Annotated in this window: 17 protein-coding genes; 3 read left to right on the top strand and 14 right to left on the bottom strand. The window is 39.3% G+C overall.

The window, feature by feature from the left end:
- Nucleotides 1–73: 73 nt before the first annotated feature.
- The 11 genes from TW85_RS10995 to TW85_RS10945 form a co-directional block, all read right to left on the bottom strand.
- On the bottom strand, nt 74–2,260 hold the full coding sequence (locus TW85_RS10995) for a polysaccharide biosynthesis tyrosine autokinase (RefSeq protein ID WP_046017166.1): 2,187 nt from the start codon (nt 2,258–2,260) through the stop codon (nt 74–76).
- A 27-nt stretch (nt 2,261–2,287) separates the two neighbouring features.
- Nucleotides 2,288–2,719, bottom strand: a complete 432-nt coding sequence (locus tag TW85_RS10990) for a low molecular weight protein-tyrosine-phosphatase (protein ID WP_046017165.1) — start codon at nt 2,717–2,719, stop codon at nt 2,288–2,290.
- A gap of 2 nt (nt 2,720–2,721) precedes the next feature.
- Nucleotides 2,722–3,846: a polysaccharide export protein gene (locus TW85_RS10985; RefSeq protein ID WP_046017164.1), complete on the bottom strand. Its 1,125-nt coding sequence runs from the start codon at nt 3,844–3,846 to the stop codon at nt 2,722–2,724.
- Nucleotides 3,847–4,191: 345 nt separating this feature from the next.
- Nucleotides 4,192–5,148 (bottom strand): FAD-binding protein, encoded by a 957-nt coding sequence (locus TW85_RS10980; RefSeq protein ID WP_046017163.1) that lies wholly within the window; start codon nt 5,146–5,148, stop codon nt 4,192–4,194.
- Entirely contained in the window at nt 5,145–5,897 is a 753-nt protein-coding gene (locus tag TW85_RS10975; RefSeq protein ID WP_046017427.1) for an electron transfer flavoprotein subunit beta/FixA family protein, read from the bottom strand. The genes TW85_RS10980 and TW85_RS10975 overlap by 4 nt, the downstream gene beginning before the upstream one ends.
- Before the next feature lie 149 nt (nt 5,898–6,046).
- Entirely contained in the window at nt 6,047–6,826 is a 780-nt protein-coding gene (locus TW85_RS10970; RefSeq protein WP_046017162.1) for an SDR family oxidoreductase, read from the bottom strand.
- A gap of 101 nt (nt 6,827–6,927) precedes the next feature.
- Nucleotides 6,928–7,818: a 3-hydroxyisobutyrate dehydrogenase gene (gene mmsB, locus TW85_RS10965; protein WP_046017161.1), complete on the bottom strand. Its 891-nt coding sequence runs from the start codon at nt 7,816–7,818 to the stop codon at nt 6,928–6,930.
- A 114-nt stretch (nt 7,819–7,932) separates the two neighbouring features.
- A complete protein-coding gene (locus tag TW85_RS10960) occupies nt 7,933–9,039 on the bottom strand; it encodes an enoyl-CoA hydratase/isomerase family protein (RefSeq protein WP_046017160.1) in 1,107 nt (368 codons plus the stop codon).
- Between the two features lie 18 nt (nt 9,040–9,057).
- On the bottom strand, nt 9,058–9,846 hold the full coding sequence (locus tag TW85_RS10955; protein ID WP_046017159.1) for an enoyl-CoA hydratase: 789 nt from the start codon (nt 9,844–9,846) through the stop codon (nt 9,058–9,060).
- An 87-nt stretch (nt 9,847–9,933) separates the two neighbouring features.
- Nucleotides 9,934–11,088 carry an acyl-CoA dehydrogenase family protein gene (locus TW85_RS10950; protein ID WP_046017158.1) on the bottom strand — a complete coding sequence of 385 codons (1,155 nt, stop codon included), beginning with the start codon at nt 11,086–11,088 and terminating at the stop codon, nt 9,934–9,936.
- Between the two features lie 124 nt (nt 11,089–11,212).
- Nucleotides 11,213–12,706: a CoA-acylating methylmalonate-semialdehyde dehydrogenase gene (locus tag TW85_RS10945; protein WP_046017157.1), complete on the bottom strand. Its 1,494-nt coding sequence runs from the start codon at nt 12,704–12,706 to the stop codon at nt 11,213–11,215.
- 240 nt (nt 12,707–12,946) lie between these two features.
- On the opposite strand from TW85_RS10945, the gene TW85_RS10940 reads away from it, so the two are divergent.
- Nucleotides 12,947–13,834 carry an AraC family transcriptional regulator gene (locus tag TW85_RS10940; protein ID WP_046017156.1) on the top strand — a complete coding sequence of 296 codons (888 nt, stop codon included), beginning with the start codon at nt 12,947–12,949 and terminating at the stop codon, nt 13,832–13,834.
- A 55-nt stretch (nt 13,835–13,889) separates the two neighbouring features.
- Here the strand turns inward: TW85_RS10940 and TW85_RS10935 are convergent, their stop codons facing one another.
- The gene (locus TW85_RS10935) at nt 13,890–14,318 is read right to left on the bottom strand and encodes an Lrp/AsnC family transcriptional regulator (protein WP_046017155.1); all 429 of its coding nucleotides are present in this window, start codon (nt 14,316–14,318) and stop codon (nt 13,890–13,892) included.
- Nucleotides 14,319–14,492: 174 nt separating this feature from the next.
- On the opposite strand from TW85_RS10935, the gene TW85_RS10930 reads away from it, so the two are divergent.
- Nucleotides 14,493–15,527, top strand: coding sequence for a histone deacetylase family protein (locus TW85_RS10930; protein WP_046017154.1), 1,035 nt, complete (start codon nt 14,493–14,495; stop codon nt 15,525–15,527).
- Between the two features lie 148 nt (nt 15,528–15,675).
- The gene (locus TW85_RS10925) at nt 15,676–16,770 is read left to right on the top strand and encodes a mannose-1-phosphate guanylyltransferase/mannose-6-phosphate isomerase (protein WP_052702106.1); all 1,095 of its coding nucleotides are present in this window, start codon (nt 15,676–15,678) and stop codon (nt 16,768–16,770) included.
- A 107-nt stretch (nt 16,771–16,877) separates the two neighbouring features.
- Here TW85_RS10925 and nrtS read toward each other — a convergent pair whose 3' ends face one another.
- Nucleotides 16,878–17,069 (bottom strand): nitrate/nitrite transporter NrtS, encoded by a 192-nt coding sequence (nrtS, locus tag TW85_RS10920; RefSeq protein WP_046017153.1) that lies wholly within the window; start codon nt 17,067–17,069, stop codon nt 16,878–16,880.
- A gap of 40 nt (nt 17,070–17,109) precedes the next feature.
- Nucleotides 17,110–18,507: a dihydrolipoyl dehydrogenase gene (locus TW85_RS10915; RefSeq protein WP_046017152.1), complete on the bottom strand. Its 1,398-nt coding sequence runs from the start codon at nt 18,505–18,507 to the stop codon at nt 17,110–17,112.
- Between the last annotated feature and the right edge of the window lie 9 nt (nt 18,508–18,516).

Below are 18,516 nucleotides of genomic sequence, written 5' to 3'. Positions count from 1 at the left end.
CCAGATATAATCTGACAGGCACCTCGAAAAAAGTGGGTAACTGTCAGATCAGGTCTGAATTAATACATTTAAATTATGTATCACTTTCATAATTATAATTGTAATAGCCGTACCCACTTGAAATGCTGGCTTTTTTCTCAACAGCATTTAAGATGAAGCCTTTAACTTCAACTCCTGCCATCAAAAATCTATGTCTCGCAACTTCAACTTCTTTCGAAGTATTTACACCAAATCTACCAACCATCAATGTGGTTCCTGCAAATGCACCAACAATACTAGGATCTGTTACAGCAAGTACTGGCGGTGTATCTATCAGTATTAAGTCATATTGATTTGATACTTGATCAATAAAATTTGAGAATCTGTCATTCATCAGAAGCTCAGAAGGATTAGGTGGAACTTGCCCTCTAGTGATAACATCTAAACTATCTATTTCTGTTTTCTTAATGATACTTGACAAATCTTCTTTACCGGAAAGAAAATCTGATAAACCATTTGTCCAATGTAAACCAAACTTCTGATGCAAATACCCTTTTCTCAAATCAGCATCAACAATTAATACTTTTTGGCCAGTTTTAGCCATAACAGCAGCAAAATTTACAGAAACGAATGACTTACCAATACCCGGCGCTGGCCCAGAAATCATTACAATATTATTTTTTGCTTCCATCATTGCAAAGTGCATACTTGTTCTTAATCCCCTAAGAGCCTCTATCGATAAATCTGCGGGATTCGCTACTGCCAACAATGTTTCACTCAGGCTTAGGTTTGAGCATCTTTTATGGTTTTTGCCATTTTTGCGTTTACTCTTAATATCCATCCCTGTCTGAAAATTTGACATTGGTATACTAGCATAAACAGACAAACCTATTTCTTCAATTTCATCAGGACTTTCAATACCTTTGTGCATAATTTCTTTAAGAAACACTATCATTAGAGCCACTGCTACTCCCACCATTGTAGTCAGAAAAACAATTAGTGTTTTTCTGGGCTTTATAGGCGAAGAGTAAACTTTTGCATCATCTAAAATGCGGACATTACCAACAGTCCCAGCTTTAAGAATATTGAGCTCTTGGGATTTATTAAGAAGTTGTATATAAATTTGTTGATTTACTTCTACATCCCTTTTCATTCTCAAAACATCTCTTTGAGCTCTTGGTAATTTCTTAACTTGATTATTAATTTTCTTTTGTTCGGACTCAAGAACCTTTCTTTTATCTAATAAAGCTTGATATGTAGGATGATCTTTGGTGAACCGATTAGATATTTCACTTTCTTGCAATACTAGCTCATTAAGCTTTCCTTCTAGGTCGACTATTAAGTTTAAAGTTGACTGAGCCTCCATGCTTAAATCAATAGATTCGTTTTCTTGCATAAATTTATTCAAAATATCTTCAGATGACATTAATTCAGATTTAATATTAGGCAAATGTCCATGTAAAAAATCCAAACTTTTCTGAGCCTCAGCAGAGTTCCTTTGCACGTTTTGTAGGAAGTAGTTCTGACTCACGTCATTTAAAATCTTCTGAATTAATTCTTTATCCTCTCCTATAAAAGAAAGCGATAAGATACCCGATTGAGCTCCTCTTTCACTTACGGATAAACTCCCCTTTAACCACTGAATTGTATCAAATCGAGACCTATGACCTACAGTATACTCATCTCCCTCAACTCCCTGTAACGAGCTAACTAAAATAGAAAATCCTTTAGCATTCACTATTTCACCAACTTTCCCTTTAAAAATAAGTTCACCTGATTCAATATCTTCAAATTGGTATTCCCCAGTCAAATTGTCAATCAAAGTAATCTTATAAGCTGTGTTTTTATTGTTACCTAGTTTAAACAAAGAAACTGAAATATCTTTTTTATCATCAGTCAGCCTAGAAAGGCCCTTACCAAAATATGGAAAGTAAATAGGTGTAGCGACAATAGTCAAATTATATTTATCAACAGTTTTACCTAAAATCATACGCGATTTAATTATTTCTATTTCTGTTGTTGAAGTCGATTCATTCGAAAACATATCCCCCATTTCACCAACTAAAGCAGACATCCCACTATTTTTGGACTCTACTTGCAATAAAGCATCAGCTTTGTATATAGGTGTCGGCAAAATTGCATTTGCAACACCTAGTCCACCGAAAAGAGTTATAACAAATACAATCAACCAAATATTATTCATTAAAATTGAAAATAACTTAGATACATCAAACTCTTCATTTGAACTCTTAGCGCTATCTAAAAGAGGTAAATTACTCATAATCCATTTTCACCTAATATCAAAAACTTAACCTAATTTCTCAACCCAAGAAACGCAAGATGAGTATATCAAACTATACGCATGCTCAAATGCCTCTTTACTTTGTCTATAAGGGTCAGGAATAGTTGCAAAATCCTCCCACTTACTCAGAAGAATAACCTTTCCTCGACTTTCAGGAGATATTTCAGTAACAGCGCTTAAATGCCCAGGCTCCATTACTAAAATTAAATCAAACTTTTTACAAAGCTCCTTAGTTAATTGTTGAGCCTTATGCTTACTCAAATCAACTCCATTGGCATTCGCAACATCAATTGCAAGTTTATCCGCACCTTTACCAACAAGAGCACTGATTCCTGCTGATGAAATATTCTTGTTTGGCAATAAGGATTTCAGCAAATACTCACCAGTGGGCGAGCGACAAATATTCCCTACACAAACAACTAAAATATCATTAAACATAATTACCAGCCTCTTATCGTATCAACGCCCTGACTTAATTCGTCAAAACCAGTAATACTTGGAAGGATTTGACCAATTATTCTATTCCATTGAACAATTGGGGCGGCTGTAACATACACGATATCTTTCGGCTGTAATTCAAATTCAGTTCCTAAAATAAATGCTATAGAGTTGGAAACATCCAACTGATAAACATCAGCTACTTTTGAGTTATCTAAGCTTGTACGTATCACAAAAACACCTGTTGCATCAGCAGCCACTTGATTGATACCACCAACATTACTTAAAGCTTCAGTTAAGCTCATACCACTTCTATCTATTTTCAATAACTTTGGATCATTAACTTCGCCCATAACAAACACTTTTTGATTATCATCTCTTGGAACGTGAATAATATCTCCTGCTTGCAACAATCTATTTTGAGTTAAATCTCCTTTTTGCATCAAATTAAATAAAGAGAGAATTTCTTCAGTTCCATTTCTTGTAAGGCTAACATTACGCCAATCAGCCTCACCAACCAATCCACCGGCTTGATTTATGGCATCAAGAAGTGTTAAGGGGACATTAGAAATAAACTGTTGTCCAGGTGTATTAACGGCTCCTGTCATATAAGCCTTTTTAGATTGGAAAGCAGCAACACTCACATCAACTTGAGGAGACTCTATAAACTTTGATAACTTTGAAGTCATGTCAGAGCGAATTTGAGAGGTTGTTTTCCCTGCCACTTCAACAAAGCCAATATAAGGGTAAAAAATACGACCATCTGCATGAACCCAATTGCCTGATTCACTTGCACTTCGATATGAGCCGGCAGGTATCGTCAGCTCAGGGTGATCCCAAACGGTAATATTAAGAATATCGCCACTTCCTACAAAATATTCATACTCTGTAATTTCTTTATCTAGCTGTGGATTTACCTTTGCGATTACTTCAGGTGTTTTGAAGTTATCAATTTCAGAGGCCGTTAACTGGTATAGATTAATTTTACTAATAATATCTGTTGAACTTGTTTCTAGAGCTGGGTCTTTTTCACCTTCTTGTACAGTAAGGTATGAACCAGGTACAGAGCAACCAGCTAATAAGATAGGCATAAAAAGGGAAATTAATGTTTTGCTACTCGTTTTCATAAGGGCAATTATCGCTTATTAGTTTAATGCATTTATATTAAATACTTACAATTGCAATAAAATTATCAGGTGCAGTATTGCAGCTGACAATGATTACAGAAAAAAGCCAAAAAAAACAGTCATATATATTTTTTAATAACAGTATTTAACAAATGTCGCACTTAACTTAATTAACACACAATTATATCAACCAGCAAAATCTATACTGCTAACTCTGAATTTTACAAAAAGGAATATGTGAAAAGGAATATATATGGAAATTTTAAATCGTTATAAACTTTGAAGCCTGCTCAATAGATCGTTGAACAGGCTTCAAAGGGACCTTGCTAGTGGCATGCAATCGCTTTAAATTTGTTTTTCAATCTCAGGTACTACCTCAAACAAATCACCAACTAAACCATAATCAGCCACTTGAAAGATTGGCGCTTCTTCGTCTTTGTTGATAGCAACTATCACTTTAGAATCTTTCATACCCGCAAGGTGCTGGATCGCTCCTGAAATGCCAACCGCAATGTAAAGCTCTGGCGCTACCATTTTACCCGTTTGCCCTACTTGCATATCATTAGGGACAAAGCCAGCATCCACCGCAGCACGAGAAGCGCCGACAGCAGCGCCTAGCTTATCCGCTAAGCTGTACAACATGTTGAAGTTTTCACCATTAGCAAGCCCACGTCCACCAGAGACCACAGTTGTTGCAGCGGTTAATTCAGGTCTTTCTGATACAGCTAAAGACTCCTCAATAAATTCAATATCGCCTGATGAATGAACACTTGATAGTTGCTCTATTTGAGCCGATCCACCTTCTGCAGAGATAGCATCAAACGCTGTTCCACGGACTGTCATAACCTTAACAGCATCACTTGATTCAACTGTCGCTATGGCATTGCCTGCATAAATAGCACGTTTAAAGCGACCTTCAGATTCAATAGACATAACATCCGATAGTTGATTAACGCCCAATAACGCAGCTACTCTTGGTAGAACATTTTTCCCAGTTGTCGTAGATGCCGCAAGAACATTACTAAATCTTGCAGCGTCAATACCTTTATTATCAGGGTCAATTTGCTCTAAGAGCAGTTTACTAACATTTTCTGCAAGTTGATGTTCATATGCTACGCTGTCAGCTAACAAAACTAAATCAACATCAGCGATTTTTGCGACTTGATTTGCAACATCTGCACAACCTGCACCAGCCACAAGTGCAGTAATAGGTTTACCAATTTGTTTAGCCGCACTTAACACATTCAAGCTTACAGGTGAAAGCGTTCTATTATCATGTTCAATTAATACTAAGGTACTCATGCAATCACCTTTGCTTCATTACGTAATTTTTCAACTAATACATCAACTGAAGAAACTTTAATACCTGCTTGTCTTTGTGCAGGTTCTTCGACACTAACTAATGCAATATTTGAAGACACATTAACACCAAGTTCATCAGCAGCTTTAACCTCAAGAGGCTTGCGCTTAGCTTTCATAATATTTGGCAGAGATGCAAATCTAGGTTCGTTCAATCTAAGATCAGTAGTAACAATAGCAGGTAAGGTAAGTTTTAGTGTTTGCAAGCCACCATCAATTTCACGAGTAACGGAAGCTTTACCGTCTTCCACTTTAATTTCAGATGCAAAAGTGGCTTGAGGCCTATCAAGCAATGCAGCCAACATTTGGCCCGTTTGATTATTATCCGAATCAATTGCTTGTTTACCCAGCAATATCAAACCTGGTTCTTCTGATTCTGCAACTTTAGCAAGAATACGAGCTACTGAGAGTGAATCAGGTCCGTCCTCAGATTCAACTTGAATTGCCCTATCACAACCTAGTGCCAGCGCATTTCTGAGTTGCTCTTGGCAAGATTTTGACCCAATTGACACTACAACCACTTCAGTTGCCACACCCTGCTCTTTTAATCGAACAGCCTCTTCAACTGCAATCTCACAAAAAGGATTTAAGGCCATTTTGACATTATTAAGATCAACATTAGATTGATCAGCTTTAACTCGCACTTTTACGTTGTAATCAATAACACGCTTTACTGCTACCAAAATTTTCATTGGCAAATTCCCATCTCTGTCTAATTTATGGCTTTTGGCCTTTTTATAATCAGCCAAGGCTTATGGCCCTAACTGCAATCTATAGCTTTAGAGGTATATACTTCTTTAACTATTTGTTTTGCCTGATAAATAAGGGTCATTACCCTAAGTTATACGCGAAGTCCGCCATCCATTTCAATGACACGGCCCGTAAAATAATCATTTTCTAATATGTATTGCATTGTATGGGCGATTTCATCGACTTCACCCATGCGCCTTAGTGGAACAGCTTTAAGCATTCGCTCAACCGCTTCTGGCTTCATTTGAGCTGTCATATCCGTTGCAATCATGCCAGGAGCAATACCAGCTACCCGAATATTGTATCTAGCTAACTCCTTCGCCCAACTTACCACCATAGTCGCAACACCCGACTTAGTCGCGCTATAATTAGTCTGCCCAGCATTCCCAGCACGTGATACAGATGAAATATTAATGATGACGCCAGCATCTGCTTGCTCAGCCATAATACCGGCAGCCTCTCTGCCGCATAAAAAAGATCCAGTTAAATTCACATCAACAACCGACTGCCATTGCTTAAGTGACATCTTGTCAGTAAGTTTTCCATCTTTCACCTTAATCAACATACCATCACGCATTAAACCAGCATTATTGATTAAGCCATTTAATTGACCAAAGTCTTGTTTTATTCGTGAGAAAGTATCTTCCACCTCTCTTTCACTTGAAATATCACAAACATACCCTTTCACAGTGAGGTTCTTATCTGCTTGATGCGCTTGCCCCAATAACGTTTTCGCCATCATCTCTACAGCAGCATTATCAAGATCAATAATGGCAACATGCGCACCTAGCTCAACTAAATGAGACGCCATTCCAGCACCTAAACCTCTTGCACCACCAGTTATTGCAAACACCTTTTGATCAAGTTTCATACATCTTCCCTTTATATAACACTCAAGACTGAATTAGCTTATAAAAATCAAGTTATGCACAGACTCAAGCTTAAATCATGATTATTTTTAAATTATGAAATTTACTTTTCTTGATATAGCTTAATCAAACTAGAAAAGTCTAAACCACCATTACCTTGTTCTTTATGCAGGTTAAACAAGCCTCTAGCAGCACTTCCCATAGGCGTTGGAGATGAACTTAGCTGACTTAAATTCATAGCGAGACCCAAATCTTTAAACATCAAATCCACCATAAACCCACCTTTGTATTGATTAGATGAAGGAACATTTTCCATTACACCAGGCACAGGATTATAGACTTGTAGAGCCCAGTTATTACCTGAGCTTTGCTTCATAATGTCAGACAATACCTTCGGATCTAAACCATTCTTCATGCCCATATTCAGAGCCTCACAGGTACCCGCCATAAGAATAGCTAACATCATGTTATTACAGGCTTTTGCTATTTGACCTGCACCATGATCACCCGCATGAAAAATATTCTTTCCCATACACTCTAGTACAGGTAAAGCCTTATCAAATTGAGCCTGTTCACCACCAACCATAAAGGCCAATGTGCCAGCTTGCGCACCACCTACACCACCAGATACAGGCGCATCAATAAACTCAATACCGCGCTCTTTAGCGAGATGAGCAATTGTCCTTGCCACATCAGCTTCAATGGTCGAGCTATCAATAACCAAAGCGCCTGAGGGGATATGATCAAACAAGGGAGTATCACAAGAGACATACAAACCATGAACATGCTTACCAGCAGGTAGCATGCTAATAATAAACTCTGCTTCTTGAATCGCATCTAAAGCCGTGTCTACTTTCATACAACCAGCTTGCACAGCTTTATCCAACGCTTCTGTTGATAAGTCGAATGCTTTTACCTGATGACCAGCCTTTGCTAAATTAGCTGCCATTGGCCCGCCCATATTGCCAAGCCCTATAAATCCAATATTTGCCATGACGTTTATCCTTTAAATCATTATTCTTGTTTTAGTAATTTGATCTGCCACTTTCTGTTGTTAAATGCTTAAAGAAACAAGCCAAACAGCGTGCTTATATAAGGTATTACTAATCTAAAGATACCTAAGTGGATGATCAGCCTTATCCCAAGGAGAACCTAATAAGTCTGCAATATAAGTATCTTCTACCTCAGCCACAGAGTCATAACGCCATTTTGGTGCTTTATCCTTATCAATTAGTAATGCTCTTACACCTTCAGCAAGCTCCTCATGTCTTGTACATTGCACAGACACTTCAAGCTCTTGCTGAAAAACCTCTTTCAGAGACAAGCCCACACTACGCTCCAACTGAGCTTTAATGAGGACAAGAGAGATAGGGCTACCATTAGCAACCGTTTTTTGAGCCTTAATCAACCACTTCTCTTCTGTTTCAATGGCTGCAAGATCCGATAACATGTCATCTAGAGAGTCATTAGATATTAAATCTTCAATCAAACCTTGATGAGATATTATTGGGCTAGCCAATACTTCAAATACACTTTTTGATTCTTCACTCAAACCAGACAAAAGTTTATTCACTGCCTCATGAGGGTTAGCTTGCCAATCAGTAACGAGAAGTTGCTCCAAAAGCTGAGATCTTTGACTGACATCTAGAGCATAATCCGCCATTCCCAATGCCATCGCATCTTTTGCGTTAATTCCTGCCGCTGTTAACCCTAAAAACATACCAATATTACCTGGCAGCTTATTCAGGAAGTAACTCGCTCCAACATCAGGATAAAGACCAATACTCACTTCAGGCATAGCAAGGTAAGTTGTTTGAGTAACAACTCTATGGCTAGCACCGGCAAACAACCCCATGCCGCCCCCCATAACAAAACCACTGCCCCAACAAATAATTGGCTTAGGGTAGGTATGAATTTGGTAATCTAACTGATACTCACGGGTAAAAAAGTCAGTTGGAAAAGAACTAATTTCGTCTCGCATCATAGCTTCGTGCAGTTTGATAATATCGCCACCAGCACAAAAAGCCTTTTCCCCTTCACTATCTAATATAATAGCGACAACGCTTTTTTTAGATTGCCAAGCATCTAATTTCGCCGAAATAAGGTCGATCATTTTTAACGTTAACGCATTAAGTTTCTTTTCAGCGTTTAACCTAATTTCACCAATAATTTCACCTGAAACTGTAATGTGCTCATGAAAGATTACGCTTGCCATAAATATTTCCTTAGCTTTTTATTTGTTTAGCCAATTAGCCGCTCGCTTTTCCAAAAAGGCATTCACCCCTTCCGCCTGATCTTTCGTATCAAAAAGATCAACAAATAGCTCTCTTTCAAGAATTAGCCCTTGTTGTAGCGGTGCTGTTCGCGCGTTTTGAATAAGAGATTTACATGCAGCAACAGAAGATGGGCTCTGCTGACCGACTTGCTCAGCTAAAGCAATCGCCTTCTCTAAAGCATCGCCTCTTTCAACAACCTCTTCGACCAATCCTATTTCTAGTGCTTTTTGAGCTTTAACTTGTTCACCACATAAAATCATACGCTTTGCCCAACCTTCACCGACCAACCAAGTCAGATTTTGAGTACCACCAGCACAAGGCAGCAAGCCAACTTTTGCTTCTGGCAGAGCCAATACAGCTTGTTCTTCTGCGATACGCAAATCACAGGCAAGTGCCACTTCAAGGCCGCCCCCCATGCTATAGCCATTGATAGCAGCGATAGAGACACCTCTAAATTGACTTAAGGTTTCAAAAGCTAGACCAAATAAACGCGCCATTTCACGAGCAACTTCTTTATTCCCATCAGCAAAGAGCTTTAAATCCGCACCCGCTGAAAAAAACTTATCGCCAGCCCCCGTTAAAACCAAACTCCAAATTGATTTATCTTGGTTTAGCTCTTCAACAATTAGCTTAAGCGCCTTTAGACTTTCTGCCGTCCAAGTATTTGCGGGTAAATTATTCATTGTGAGAATGGCAATATGGCCCTTTTTCTCTACCAAAACTAAGTCTGTATTTACCTGTGTCATGTTTAACTCCTTTCTCTTGCAGTCCTAAATCACATCAATCTCTATTGAGCCGATACAGAACACAAGAATGTTCAATTTATGATGAGATTAAAATTCAGAATCCGTGTCTGCCAATAAACGACGGCCAATAATGACACGCATAATCTCGTTAGTTCCCTCAAGTATTCTGTGAACTCTTGTATCACGCACATAGCGCTCCATTGGGTATTCTTTGATATAACCATAACCACCAAAAATCTGTAGCGCTTCATCACATACCTTAAAGCCAACATCGGTAGCAAAACGTTTTGCCATAGCACAATAAGTGGTCGCATCTTTATGGCCAAGGTCCAGCTTACTTGCAGCTAAGCGCACTAACTGCCTAGCAGCTAAAAGCTCAGTCGCCATATCAGCTAAACGGAACTGCAAACCCTGAAAATCACCAATTTGTTTGCCAAATTGCTTTCTTTCTTGCATATAATCACGCGCTTGATTTAAAGCTTGCTGAGCCGTTCCTAAAGAGCAAGAAGCAATATTAATTCGCCCCCCATCAAGCCCTTTCATGGCAAGCACAAAACCCTCACCTTCTTCACTTAACAGGTTTTCCACTGGCACTTTCACATTATCAAAACTGATCATGCGTGTTGGCTGACTATTCCACCCCATTTTGTCTTCTTTTCGGCCATAGCTAATACCGTCACTATGAGCATCAACCACAATAGCGGACACTCCACGGGCACCAGGACCACCCGTTCGAGCCATTACAACCAACACATCTGTACTACCGGCACCTGAAATAAATACCTTACTGCCGTTTAAGATATAGTGATCGCCCTCTTTCTTAGCCGTTGTTTTTAAAGAAGCTGCATCGGATCCTGCATTTGGTTCAGTCAAACAATAAGAACCCAAGGCTTGTGCACTAATCAAAGACTCTGCATATTTTTCAAGCACACTAGGCTTAGCAAAGCTGGTCACCATCCAAGTCACCATATTGTGGATGGTCAAATAAGCGGTAGTGGAGGTACACCCCATAGAAAGGCGCTCAAAAATGATACTTGAATCAAGACGACTTAAACCTAGGCCACCCGCAGACTCTGGGGTATAAAGTGAGGCAAAACCCATCTCACCTGCTTTGCGAATTACATCCACTGGAAAAAAAGATTCTTCATCCCACTTTGCTGCATTCGGCTCCAACTCACTGCGAGCAAATGCAGTTGCCATATCCGAAAACGCCACCTGATCTTCGTTTAATTCAAAATCCATTAAAGCCTCCAAAATAGGCTTAGCCATCTCATCAAGCTAAGCCTTTAAAACTATTAAATTGTTAATGAGGTGATCGAGTCGCTGACCAGATAATCGCTGGCTAAATAGTCACCTCAGATTGTTATTATTTAAGTTGAATCGTCATATTAGGACCATGCGCAATATCATCTTCAAACCAGCGCGCTGTAATTGTTTTAGTTTCCGTATAAAAACGTACAGCTTGTTTACCATATGCATGCTGATCGCCGTAAAACGACTTACGCCAGCCGGTGAAAGAGAAGAAAGGCAGTGGTACAGGTACAGGCACATTCACACCCACTTGACCAACTTTAATCTCATGCTGGAATTTACGTGCAGCCGCGCCTGAAGCAGTAAAGATAGAGGTACCATTGCCATATGGGTTTTCATTAATAATTTGGATCGCCTCTTCTAAGGTATCCGCTTCAATCACTAACAGCACAGGACCAAAAATTTCTTCCTGATAAATAGACATATCACGGCTAACATTGGTGAAAAGTGTCGGCCCAACCCAGTTACCATTTGGGAATCCGGGGACTTTATAGTCACGACCATCCAATAGACACTCGGCACCTGCTTCTATTCCTTCACTGATAAGGCGACACACACGCTCTTTCGCAGCAGGATTAATCAAAGGACCATATCCTGCACCCTCATCATCCCAAGCACCTGGTCTAACTTTAGATAAGGCTTCTTTTAGTTCAGGCACCCACTGACGAGACTCACCAACAAAGACTGCAACAGAAATGGCCATACAACGTTGACCACCTGCACCGACTGATGCACCTAATAAGTTATTAATAACCTGTTGTTTTTGTGCATCTGGCATAATCACCATATGATTTTTAGCACCAGCAAAGGCTTGTACACGTTTCATATGGTCGGTACCCGTTTTGTAGATATGCTCAGCAACAGAAACAGAGCCAACAAACGAAATGGCATGCACTTCAGGATGAACTAACAGTTGATTCACCACATCTTTAGTACCGTGTACGATTTGCAATAAACCTTCAGGTGCGCCTGCTTCAATAAAGAGCTCAGCCAATCGCATAGGCGTTAATGGGTCTTGCTCGGAAGGTTTTAGTACAAAAGCATTGCCGCAAGCGATAGCCATAGGGAACATCCAAAGCGGAATCATGGCAGGAAAGTTAAACGGGGTAATACCTAAACACACACCTAGTGGCTGAGTGTAGCTGTAGCAGTCAATTTTACGGGCAACATTTTCAACCGTTTCACCCATACTTAGCGCTGCAATATTACAAGCCTGCTCCACAACCTCAATACCACGCCAGACATCACCTTTCGCATCTTCAAAGGTTTTACCTGTTTCTTTACTTAATATGGTAGCAAGTTCATCGTGATGATCTTTTAGCAAAGCTTGGTATCGCAACATAAGACGTGCACGATCTGATACAGGCACTTCTTTCCATGTTTCAAATGCTAACTGTGCACTAGCAACAGCCTGCTCAACTTCGTGTTCAGTTGCGCAAGGAACACTGGCAATGACATCTTGAGTAGCCGGATCCGTCACTTCAATCCAGTTTTGAGAGGTGCTTTGCACCATTTCACCATTAATTAGCATAGGAACTTTATGTGTCATAACCATTTCTCCTTGAGTTTAGAGATTGCGTTAATCAGAAAGTTTGCTTTGTAAGCAAATTCATTACCTTTACGTTAACGTTAATCTCATATTTATTATTTTTCAATAGAAATATGTTTTACCACGCAAACTCCTATTTCAGGATTGATAAAGTTGCTTTATTAATGGACTATATTGCGACAAACATCATAAGTTTACCTAAAGGTTAACTTTGTACATTATTTTTTAGAGAGCCAACACATGAGCAACACATCAAACTGGCCAATCCCCAATGATAGTGTTCGTTTTTTATTGCCAAGACCCGTAATTAATAGTCTTAAAGAGAACCCTATTGGAAGATCCCTACACCCAGTCGCCATGGGGTTTTACAAAAAAGCACAAGGGCACACTATGTCTAGGCTAGATCACGATGATTATTTATTAATATATTGCGTTGGGGGCGAAGGTTTATTAAAACTTAATAAGAAAAGTATAAAAGTCAGTGCGGGGGACTTTTTAATACTACCAAAAACACTTTCTCATGAGTATACCGCTAAGAAAAAGTCACCTTGGAGCATCTACTGGGTTCACTGTGATGGCATACTCGCTAAAGACTATCTTGATGAGATTATCACTCAATCCCAGAGCAACATATTATCCATAGGTCTACATTCGCGATTAATTACTGATTTCGAGGCACTTTTAGATACAAGACTCAATAACTCACTTTTTGAAAGCTTCCTCCATAGTTGTAGCTTATTAAGTCAAATCATTACCCATATCGTCCTACTCAATAAGCAAGTGCAATCTCAATTTGATAAAAGTTTGGACCTAGAATTGATAAGAAGCTTGATGCTGACACACATCCACCAACAACTTGATGTAGAAACACTAGCTAACGCGGCCAATTTATCAAAATTTCACTTTATCAAGCGTTATAAAACACTAACAGGCCGAACACCTATCAATGATTTTATCCAGATGAAGATTGAAAGAGCCTGTCACCTATTAGATGTAAGTGACAAGGGAGTTGCTGAAGTAGGCTGGGAACTAGGCTATGAAGATGCCTATTATTTCTCACGGGTATTTAACAAGGTGATGGGTATTTCCCCAAGCCAATACCGAACACTAAGATTAGGCCACACTTAGCGACCAAAAGTTATGGATAGCAGTCGTTCGAGCAAAGCTATTTATAACATGCTATTTAATCATGTGACTTATGAGTTGTTAACTTAATGCTGGTTTCACTTAAAGAGACGCTATCTAACAGTCTAATGGCTTTAATTGTATGATCAAAACTTTCAAGACTCTCTGTCCCTATTTCTACAATAAAGTCCCAACGCCCATTAGTTGAATGTACAGCCAGAACTTCAGGCATCGCTCTTAGCCTAACAATAAGGCTATTTGAAGGTTTACCCTCTATTTCAAGCATCATCACAGCCCGAACCGCATGAGGACTTAATGCCGATTTTAGTTGCACACTAAAACCTGTAATTTCCCCTTCTGCGACTAGACGGTCCAGCCTTGTTTTTACGGTTGCCCTAGATACCTTTAACGCATTAGCAAGATCTGCAATTGACATACGTCCATCTAACTGCAACAAGGCCAACATCTTACGGTTTAATTCATCCACTCTTTAATCCTTAAACAACCTCATTACTTAGCAAAACACATACCGTCATTAATCAATATGCTAAATCAGTTATAAGATTTGTTAAATTATACATCTAATATCTAACACTTTTTAGCTTTAAACTTATTATCTCAATTCAGAAATAACTAAAAATAAGAAACTCAAAGGCTATCTATGAAAACCATTTATTCTGATAAACACACATTAAGACAAGTTAATGCCGAAATTCATAACGGGGAATTAGTCCCCCCTTTTGAGCGCAAAGAGCGCATCGATTACATATTAAAAGAGCTTAATAAAAGAGGGTTCGATAAGCCCATTTCCGAGCACGCTTTTAACCTTGATACAGTTCATAAGGTACACAGCAAAGATTACGTCAACTTTTTACAAAACGTCTGGCAAAAGTGGCTCGACGCTGGCCATACTTGTGATGCGATCCCGAATATTTGGCCTTCCCGCTCCATGCCATCTAAAATCATTCCAACTAACATCGAAGCCCAACTAGGTTATTATGCTCTAGCAGCAGAAACCGCGATCTCAGCAGGCACATGGCAAGCGGTTAATGCCGCCAAGGATGTCGCCCTCACAGCAGCCGAGCATATTATCCAAGGAGAAAAGAGTGCCTTTGCACTTTGTCGCCCGCCAGGACATCATGCCGCCCGCGATCAATTTGGAGGCTACTGTTTCTTAAATAATGCCGCAATTGCTGCCCAACACCTTCGTGATAATGGATATGCCAGAGTCAGCATTTTAGATGTGGATTATCACCACGGTAATGGTACTCAGCAAATTTTCTATCGCAGAAATGACGTTCAAACGCTCTCCATTCATGGTGACCCTGATTTCGCTTTCCCTTACTTTTTAGGCCATGCCAATGAAACCGGCGAAAACGAAGGTGAAGGATATTGCTTTAATTACCCTCTTGCTGCTGGCAGTGATTACACAACATGGGGAAATGCACTTAAGAAAAGCTTTGAGCAAATCAAACAATTTAATGCTGAGATCCTTGTCGTATCATTAGGTGTCGATACTTTTGAGAATGATCCTATCAGCGCTTTTAAGCTCAAATCTGATGACTTTTATGATTATGGGAGACGCATAGCAGAACTTGGCCTACCCACCTTATTTGTAATGGAGGGTGGATATGCCGTCGAAGAAATTGGAATTAACACAGTTAACGTATTAGAAGGCTTTAATTCTCAAGGATAATCTTTTACAACTAGGCTGAGTTAAGTACTCTGAAATTAATTCAGCTCAACTAAAGCATTAGCCTCATATCTAAAACTCAGTTAGTATGCGCGACATACGGATTAAGTCATCTTAATCCGTTTTTAACGAGCAACTTGAGTCAGAATTCATGAATATTACACCCGTTATTCTATGCGGTGGGTTTGGCAGCCGCCTTTGGCCCTCTTCACGTTTAGCCTTCCCTAAACCTTGCCTAACATTAACGGAAAATGATTTAAGCCTATTGCAACAAACTCTAGTGCGTATAGCGCACCTTAATTTGAATTCTCCAATCATTGTTTGCAATCAATTGCATCGCTTTGTAATTGCCCAACAAATTGAAAGCTTGAAACAAAGCTACGCTTATCTGGCAAATACACGTATTTTACTTGAACCTGTAGCACGCAATACAGCTCCCGCTATTGCCCTTGCCGCATTAGAGTCATTACAAAGTAACACTAATAACACCTTATTAGTGTTACCTGCCGATCATCATATCAAATGGGAAGAGAGTTTCGATCAGAGTATAAAAGCTGCAAACAAATTAGCTCAAGATAACAAGCTAGTAACTTTTGGGATTAAACCAAATTACCCAGAAACAGGATATGGCTACATCAAATCAGGTAAAAATCATGAGGTCATGGCTTTCATTGAAAAACCAAACTTGGCTAAGGCACAAGAATATGTAAAAAATGGAAGCTACCTTTGGAATTCAGGGATGTTTGCTTTTAAAGCAGAAAGTTATCTTAATGAATTAAAAAATCATCAAACTGAAATTTTCCAAGCTTGTCATTTAGCCTTTGGCGAACGTAAACAAGATGATGATTTTATCCGCATCAATGAAGATGCTTTTAAACTCTGCCCTGCAAACTCAATAGACTATGCGGTTATGGAGCAAACTAAAAAGGCGAAAGTCGTTCCTTTTTATTGTGACTGGCAAGATTTAGGTAATTGGTCTGCTGTATATGATCAATCATCAAAAGATGATGATAAGAACAGCCTAATGGGAGACGTTATTAGCCAAGATTCTAGCCAGTGTTTAATTAAATCTGAATCTAGGTTAGTCGCTACTCTAGGGGTTGAGAACCTAGTTGTGATAGAAACAGCTGATGCTGTACTTGTGATGAACAAGGATAAAAGCCAAAACATGGGCAAGTTAATTACACAACTAAAAGAGAAAAATCGAAGTGAGTATTTAATTAAGCAAGCAACTGCACAGGGTTAAACAAATTAAGGCATTTTTTGGGAAGGGAAATTAGCAAATTAAAGACACCATCATTGCTCGCCAATTGTTAGCAAGCAATGATAGCAAACAAACTAAGTAATCCCAACTTAGTCTTTAGAGAGCTTACCAGAGAGAAATACGACAAAAGGAACACAATACGTCAATAACGCTGAGGCAAGTCTGAGTTCCGCATCGCCAAATAAAGCGTCATATTGGTTAATTATCAGCAATACCGTACCGACAACACTTGCCACTTTCATCGCTTTAAAAACAAGATTTTTTGTTAACTTCTTTGTCATTTTTTTATCCTAAGGGCATATAAAATAAGGCGATATAAACTTAAACATTAAGGTTTGATGCCAAATCTCTGAATGCGGTTCTCACCCCTTCTTCAATAACAGGGTGGTAAAAAGGCATATCTAAGATTTCAGCAACCGTCAACTTTTGCTGTATTGCCCAAGATAACAAATGTGCTACGTGTTCAGCAGCAGGGCCAAACATCTCAGCCCCTAAAAACTCGCCAGAATGCTTGTCGGCATAAACTTTAAGCATCCCTTGGTTTTTAGCCATGACTCGACTACGACCTTGTCCTTCAAAACTAACCTCACCCACGGCAAAGTTATCACCATAAGCTTGTTTAATTTGAGAAAGTGTTAACCCCATACTGGCGATTTGTGGATCAGTAAAAGCAACAGCAATGCTAGCTCGCCTCAAACCAGCCTTCACCTCAGGATAGCTTCCAGCATTCGAACCAGCCGTCTTACCTTCATCGGCAGCTTCATGCAAAAGCGGTAAAAAAGCATTAGCATCTCCTGCAATAAAGATATGATCACAACTTGTTTGCAAGGTCTTCTCATCAAAAATTGGAGTACCACGCCCATCTAATTCTAAGCTAGTTAAGGATAAATTTAAGTTATCCAAATTAGCTTTTCGACCTGTCGCTGCCAGAATGTATTCAAAATGCTCTGTAACACTTAGGCCTTTTTCATTGATATATTCAACTTCAACACCACCATCAAGCTTACTAATACGCTTAAGATCTGTGTCTAAGTCCAATACAAACTCTTTGTTAAATGTCGCCTGAGCATAATCTTTGATCGTTGGATCTTGGATACCCGCTAACGAACCACTACGCCCAAATACCTTTACCTCAACACCTAAACGACTCAATGCCTGACCTAATTCCAGTCCAATAACACCTGGTCCAAACACAGCAAGAGATTTCGGTAAGGACTCAAGTTCAAACACATCATCATTAATCAGCAGTCTTTCTCCAGCCTCATAAAAGAGATCCGCAAAGTGAGGTCTGGAGCCTGTTACAATGACAATACGCTTAGCTTTAATTTGAGTGTGATCATCAATTAAAAGTGTGTTGTCATCAACAAACCTTGCGTAGCCTTTCACCTTATGTTTTGCATCAAAACCTTCAACAGACTCAATTACAAAACCAACAAACCTATCTCTCTCACTTCTGACACGTTCAAGTACTTTGGCACCATCAACCTTAATACCGCTAACATCGATACCAAAGATATCCGCCTGATGAGCATGATGCGCAGCTTCTGCAGCAGCAATTAATAATTTACTTGGCATACAACCAACACGCGCACAGGTAGTGCCATATTCACCCGCTTCAATCAAAGCGATACTATCCGTATGAGCTTTAGCGGCTCGATAAGCAGACATGCCAGCGGTACCTGTGCCAATAATAGCTACATCAACTTCTTTAAAGTTCATCTGCAATAC

This window comes from Marinomonas sp. S3726 (genome assembly GCF_000967665.1).
In the GTDB taxonomy this organism is placed as follows: Bacteria; Pseudomonadota; Gammaproteobacteria; order Pseudomonadales; family Marinomonadaceae; genus Marinomonas.
The sequence above is the reverse complement of the archived record's forward strand: the minus strand, read 5'-3'. Positions and strand labels throughout refer to the sequence as shown.

Coding starts and splice junctions, on each gene's coding strand:
- TW85_RS10925 (WP_052702106.1), top strand. CDS start 15,676: ATGAATATTACACCCGTTATTCTATGCGGTGGGTTTGGCAGCCGCCTT.
- TW85_RS10940 (WP_046017156.1), top strand. CDS start 12,947: ATGAGCAACACATCAAACTGGCCAATCCCCAATGATAGTGTTCGTTTT.
- TW85_RS10915 (WP_046017152.1), bottom strand. CDS start 18,507: ATGAACTTTAAAGAAGTTGATGTAGCTATTATTGGCACAGGTACCGCT.
- TW85_RS10995 (WP_046017166.1), bottom strand. CDS start 2,260: ATGAGTAATTTACCTCTTTTAGATAGCGCTAAGAGTTCAAATGAAGAG.
- TW85_RS10985 (WP_046017164.1), bottom strand. CDS start 3,846: ATGAAAACGAGTAGCAAAACATTAATTTCCCTTTTTATGCCTATCTTA.
- TW85_RS10975 (WP_046017427.1), bottom strand. CDS start 5,897: ATGAAAATTTTGGTAGCAGTAAAGCGTGTTATTGATTACAACGTAAAA.
- TW85_RS10950 (WP_046017158.1), bottom strand. CDS start 11,088: ATGGATTTTGAATTAAACGAAGATCAGGTGGCGTTTTCGGATATGGCA.
- TW85_RS10955 (WP_046017159.1), bottom strand. CDS start 9,846: ATGACACAGGTAAATACAGACTTAGTTTTGGTAGAGAAAAAGGGCCAT.
- nrtS (WP_046017153.1), bottom strand. CDS start 17,069: ATGACAAAGAAGTTAACAAAAAATCTTGTTTTTAAAGCGATGAAAGTG.
- TW85_RS10960 (WP_046017160.1), bottom strand. CDS start 9,039: ATGGCAAGCGTAATCTTTCATGAGCACATTACAGTTTCAGGTGAAATT.
- TW85_RS10970 (WP_046017162.1), bottom strand. CDS start 6,826: ATGAAACTTGATCAAAAGGTGTTTGCAATAACTGGTGGTGCAAGAGGT.
- TW85_RS10930 (WP_046017154.1), top strand. CDS start 14,493: ATGAAAACCATTTATTCTGATAAACACACATTAAGACAAGTTAATGCC.
- TW85_RS10980 (WP_046017163.1), bottom strand. CDS start 5,148: ATGAGTACCTTAGTATTAATTGAACATGATAATAGAACGCTTTCACCT.
- TW85_RS10945 (WP_046017157.1), bottom strand. CDS start 12,706: ATGACACATAAAGTTCCTATGCTAATTAATGGTGAAATGGTGCAAAGC.
- mmsB (WP_046017161.1), bottom strand. CDS start 7,818: ATGGCAAATATTGGATTTATAGGGCTTGGCAATATGGGCGGGCCAATG.
- TW85_RS10990 (WP_046017165.1), bottom strand. CDS start 2,719: ATGTTTAATGATATTTTAGTTGTTTGTGTAGGGAATATTTGTCGCTCG.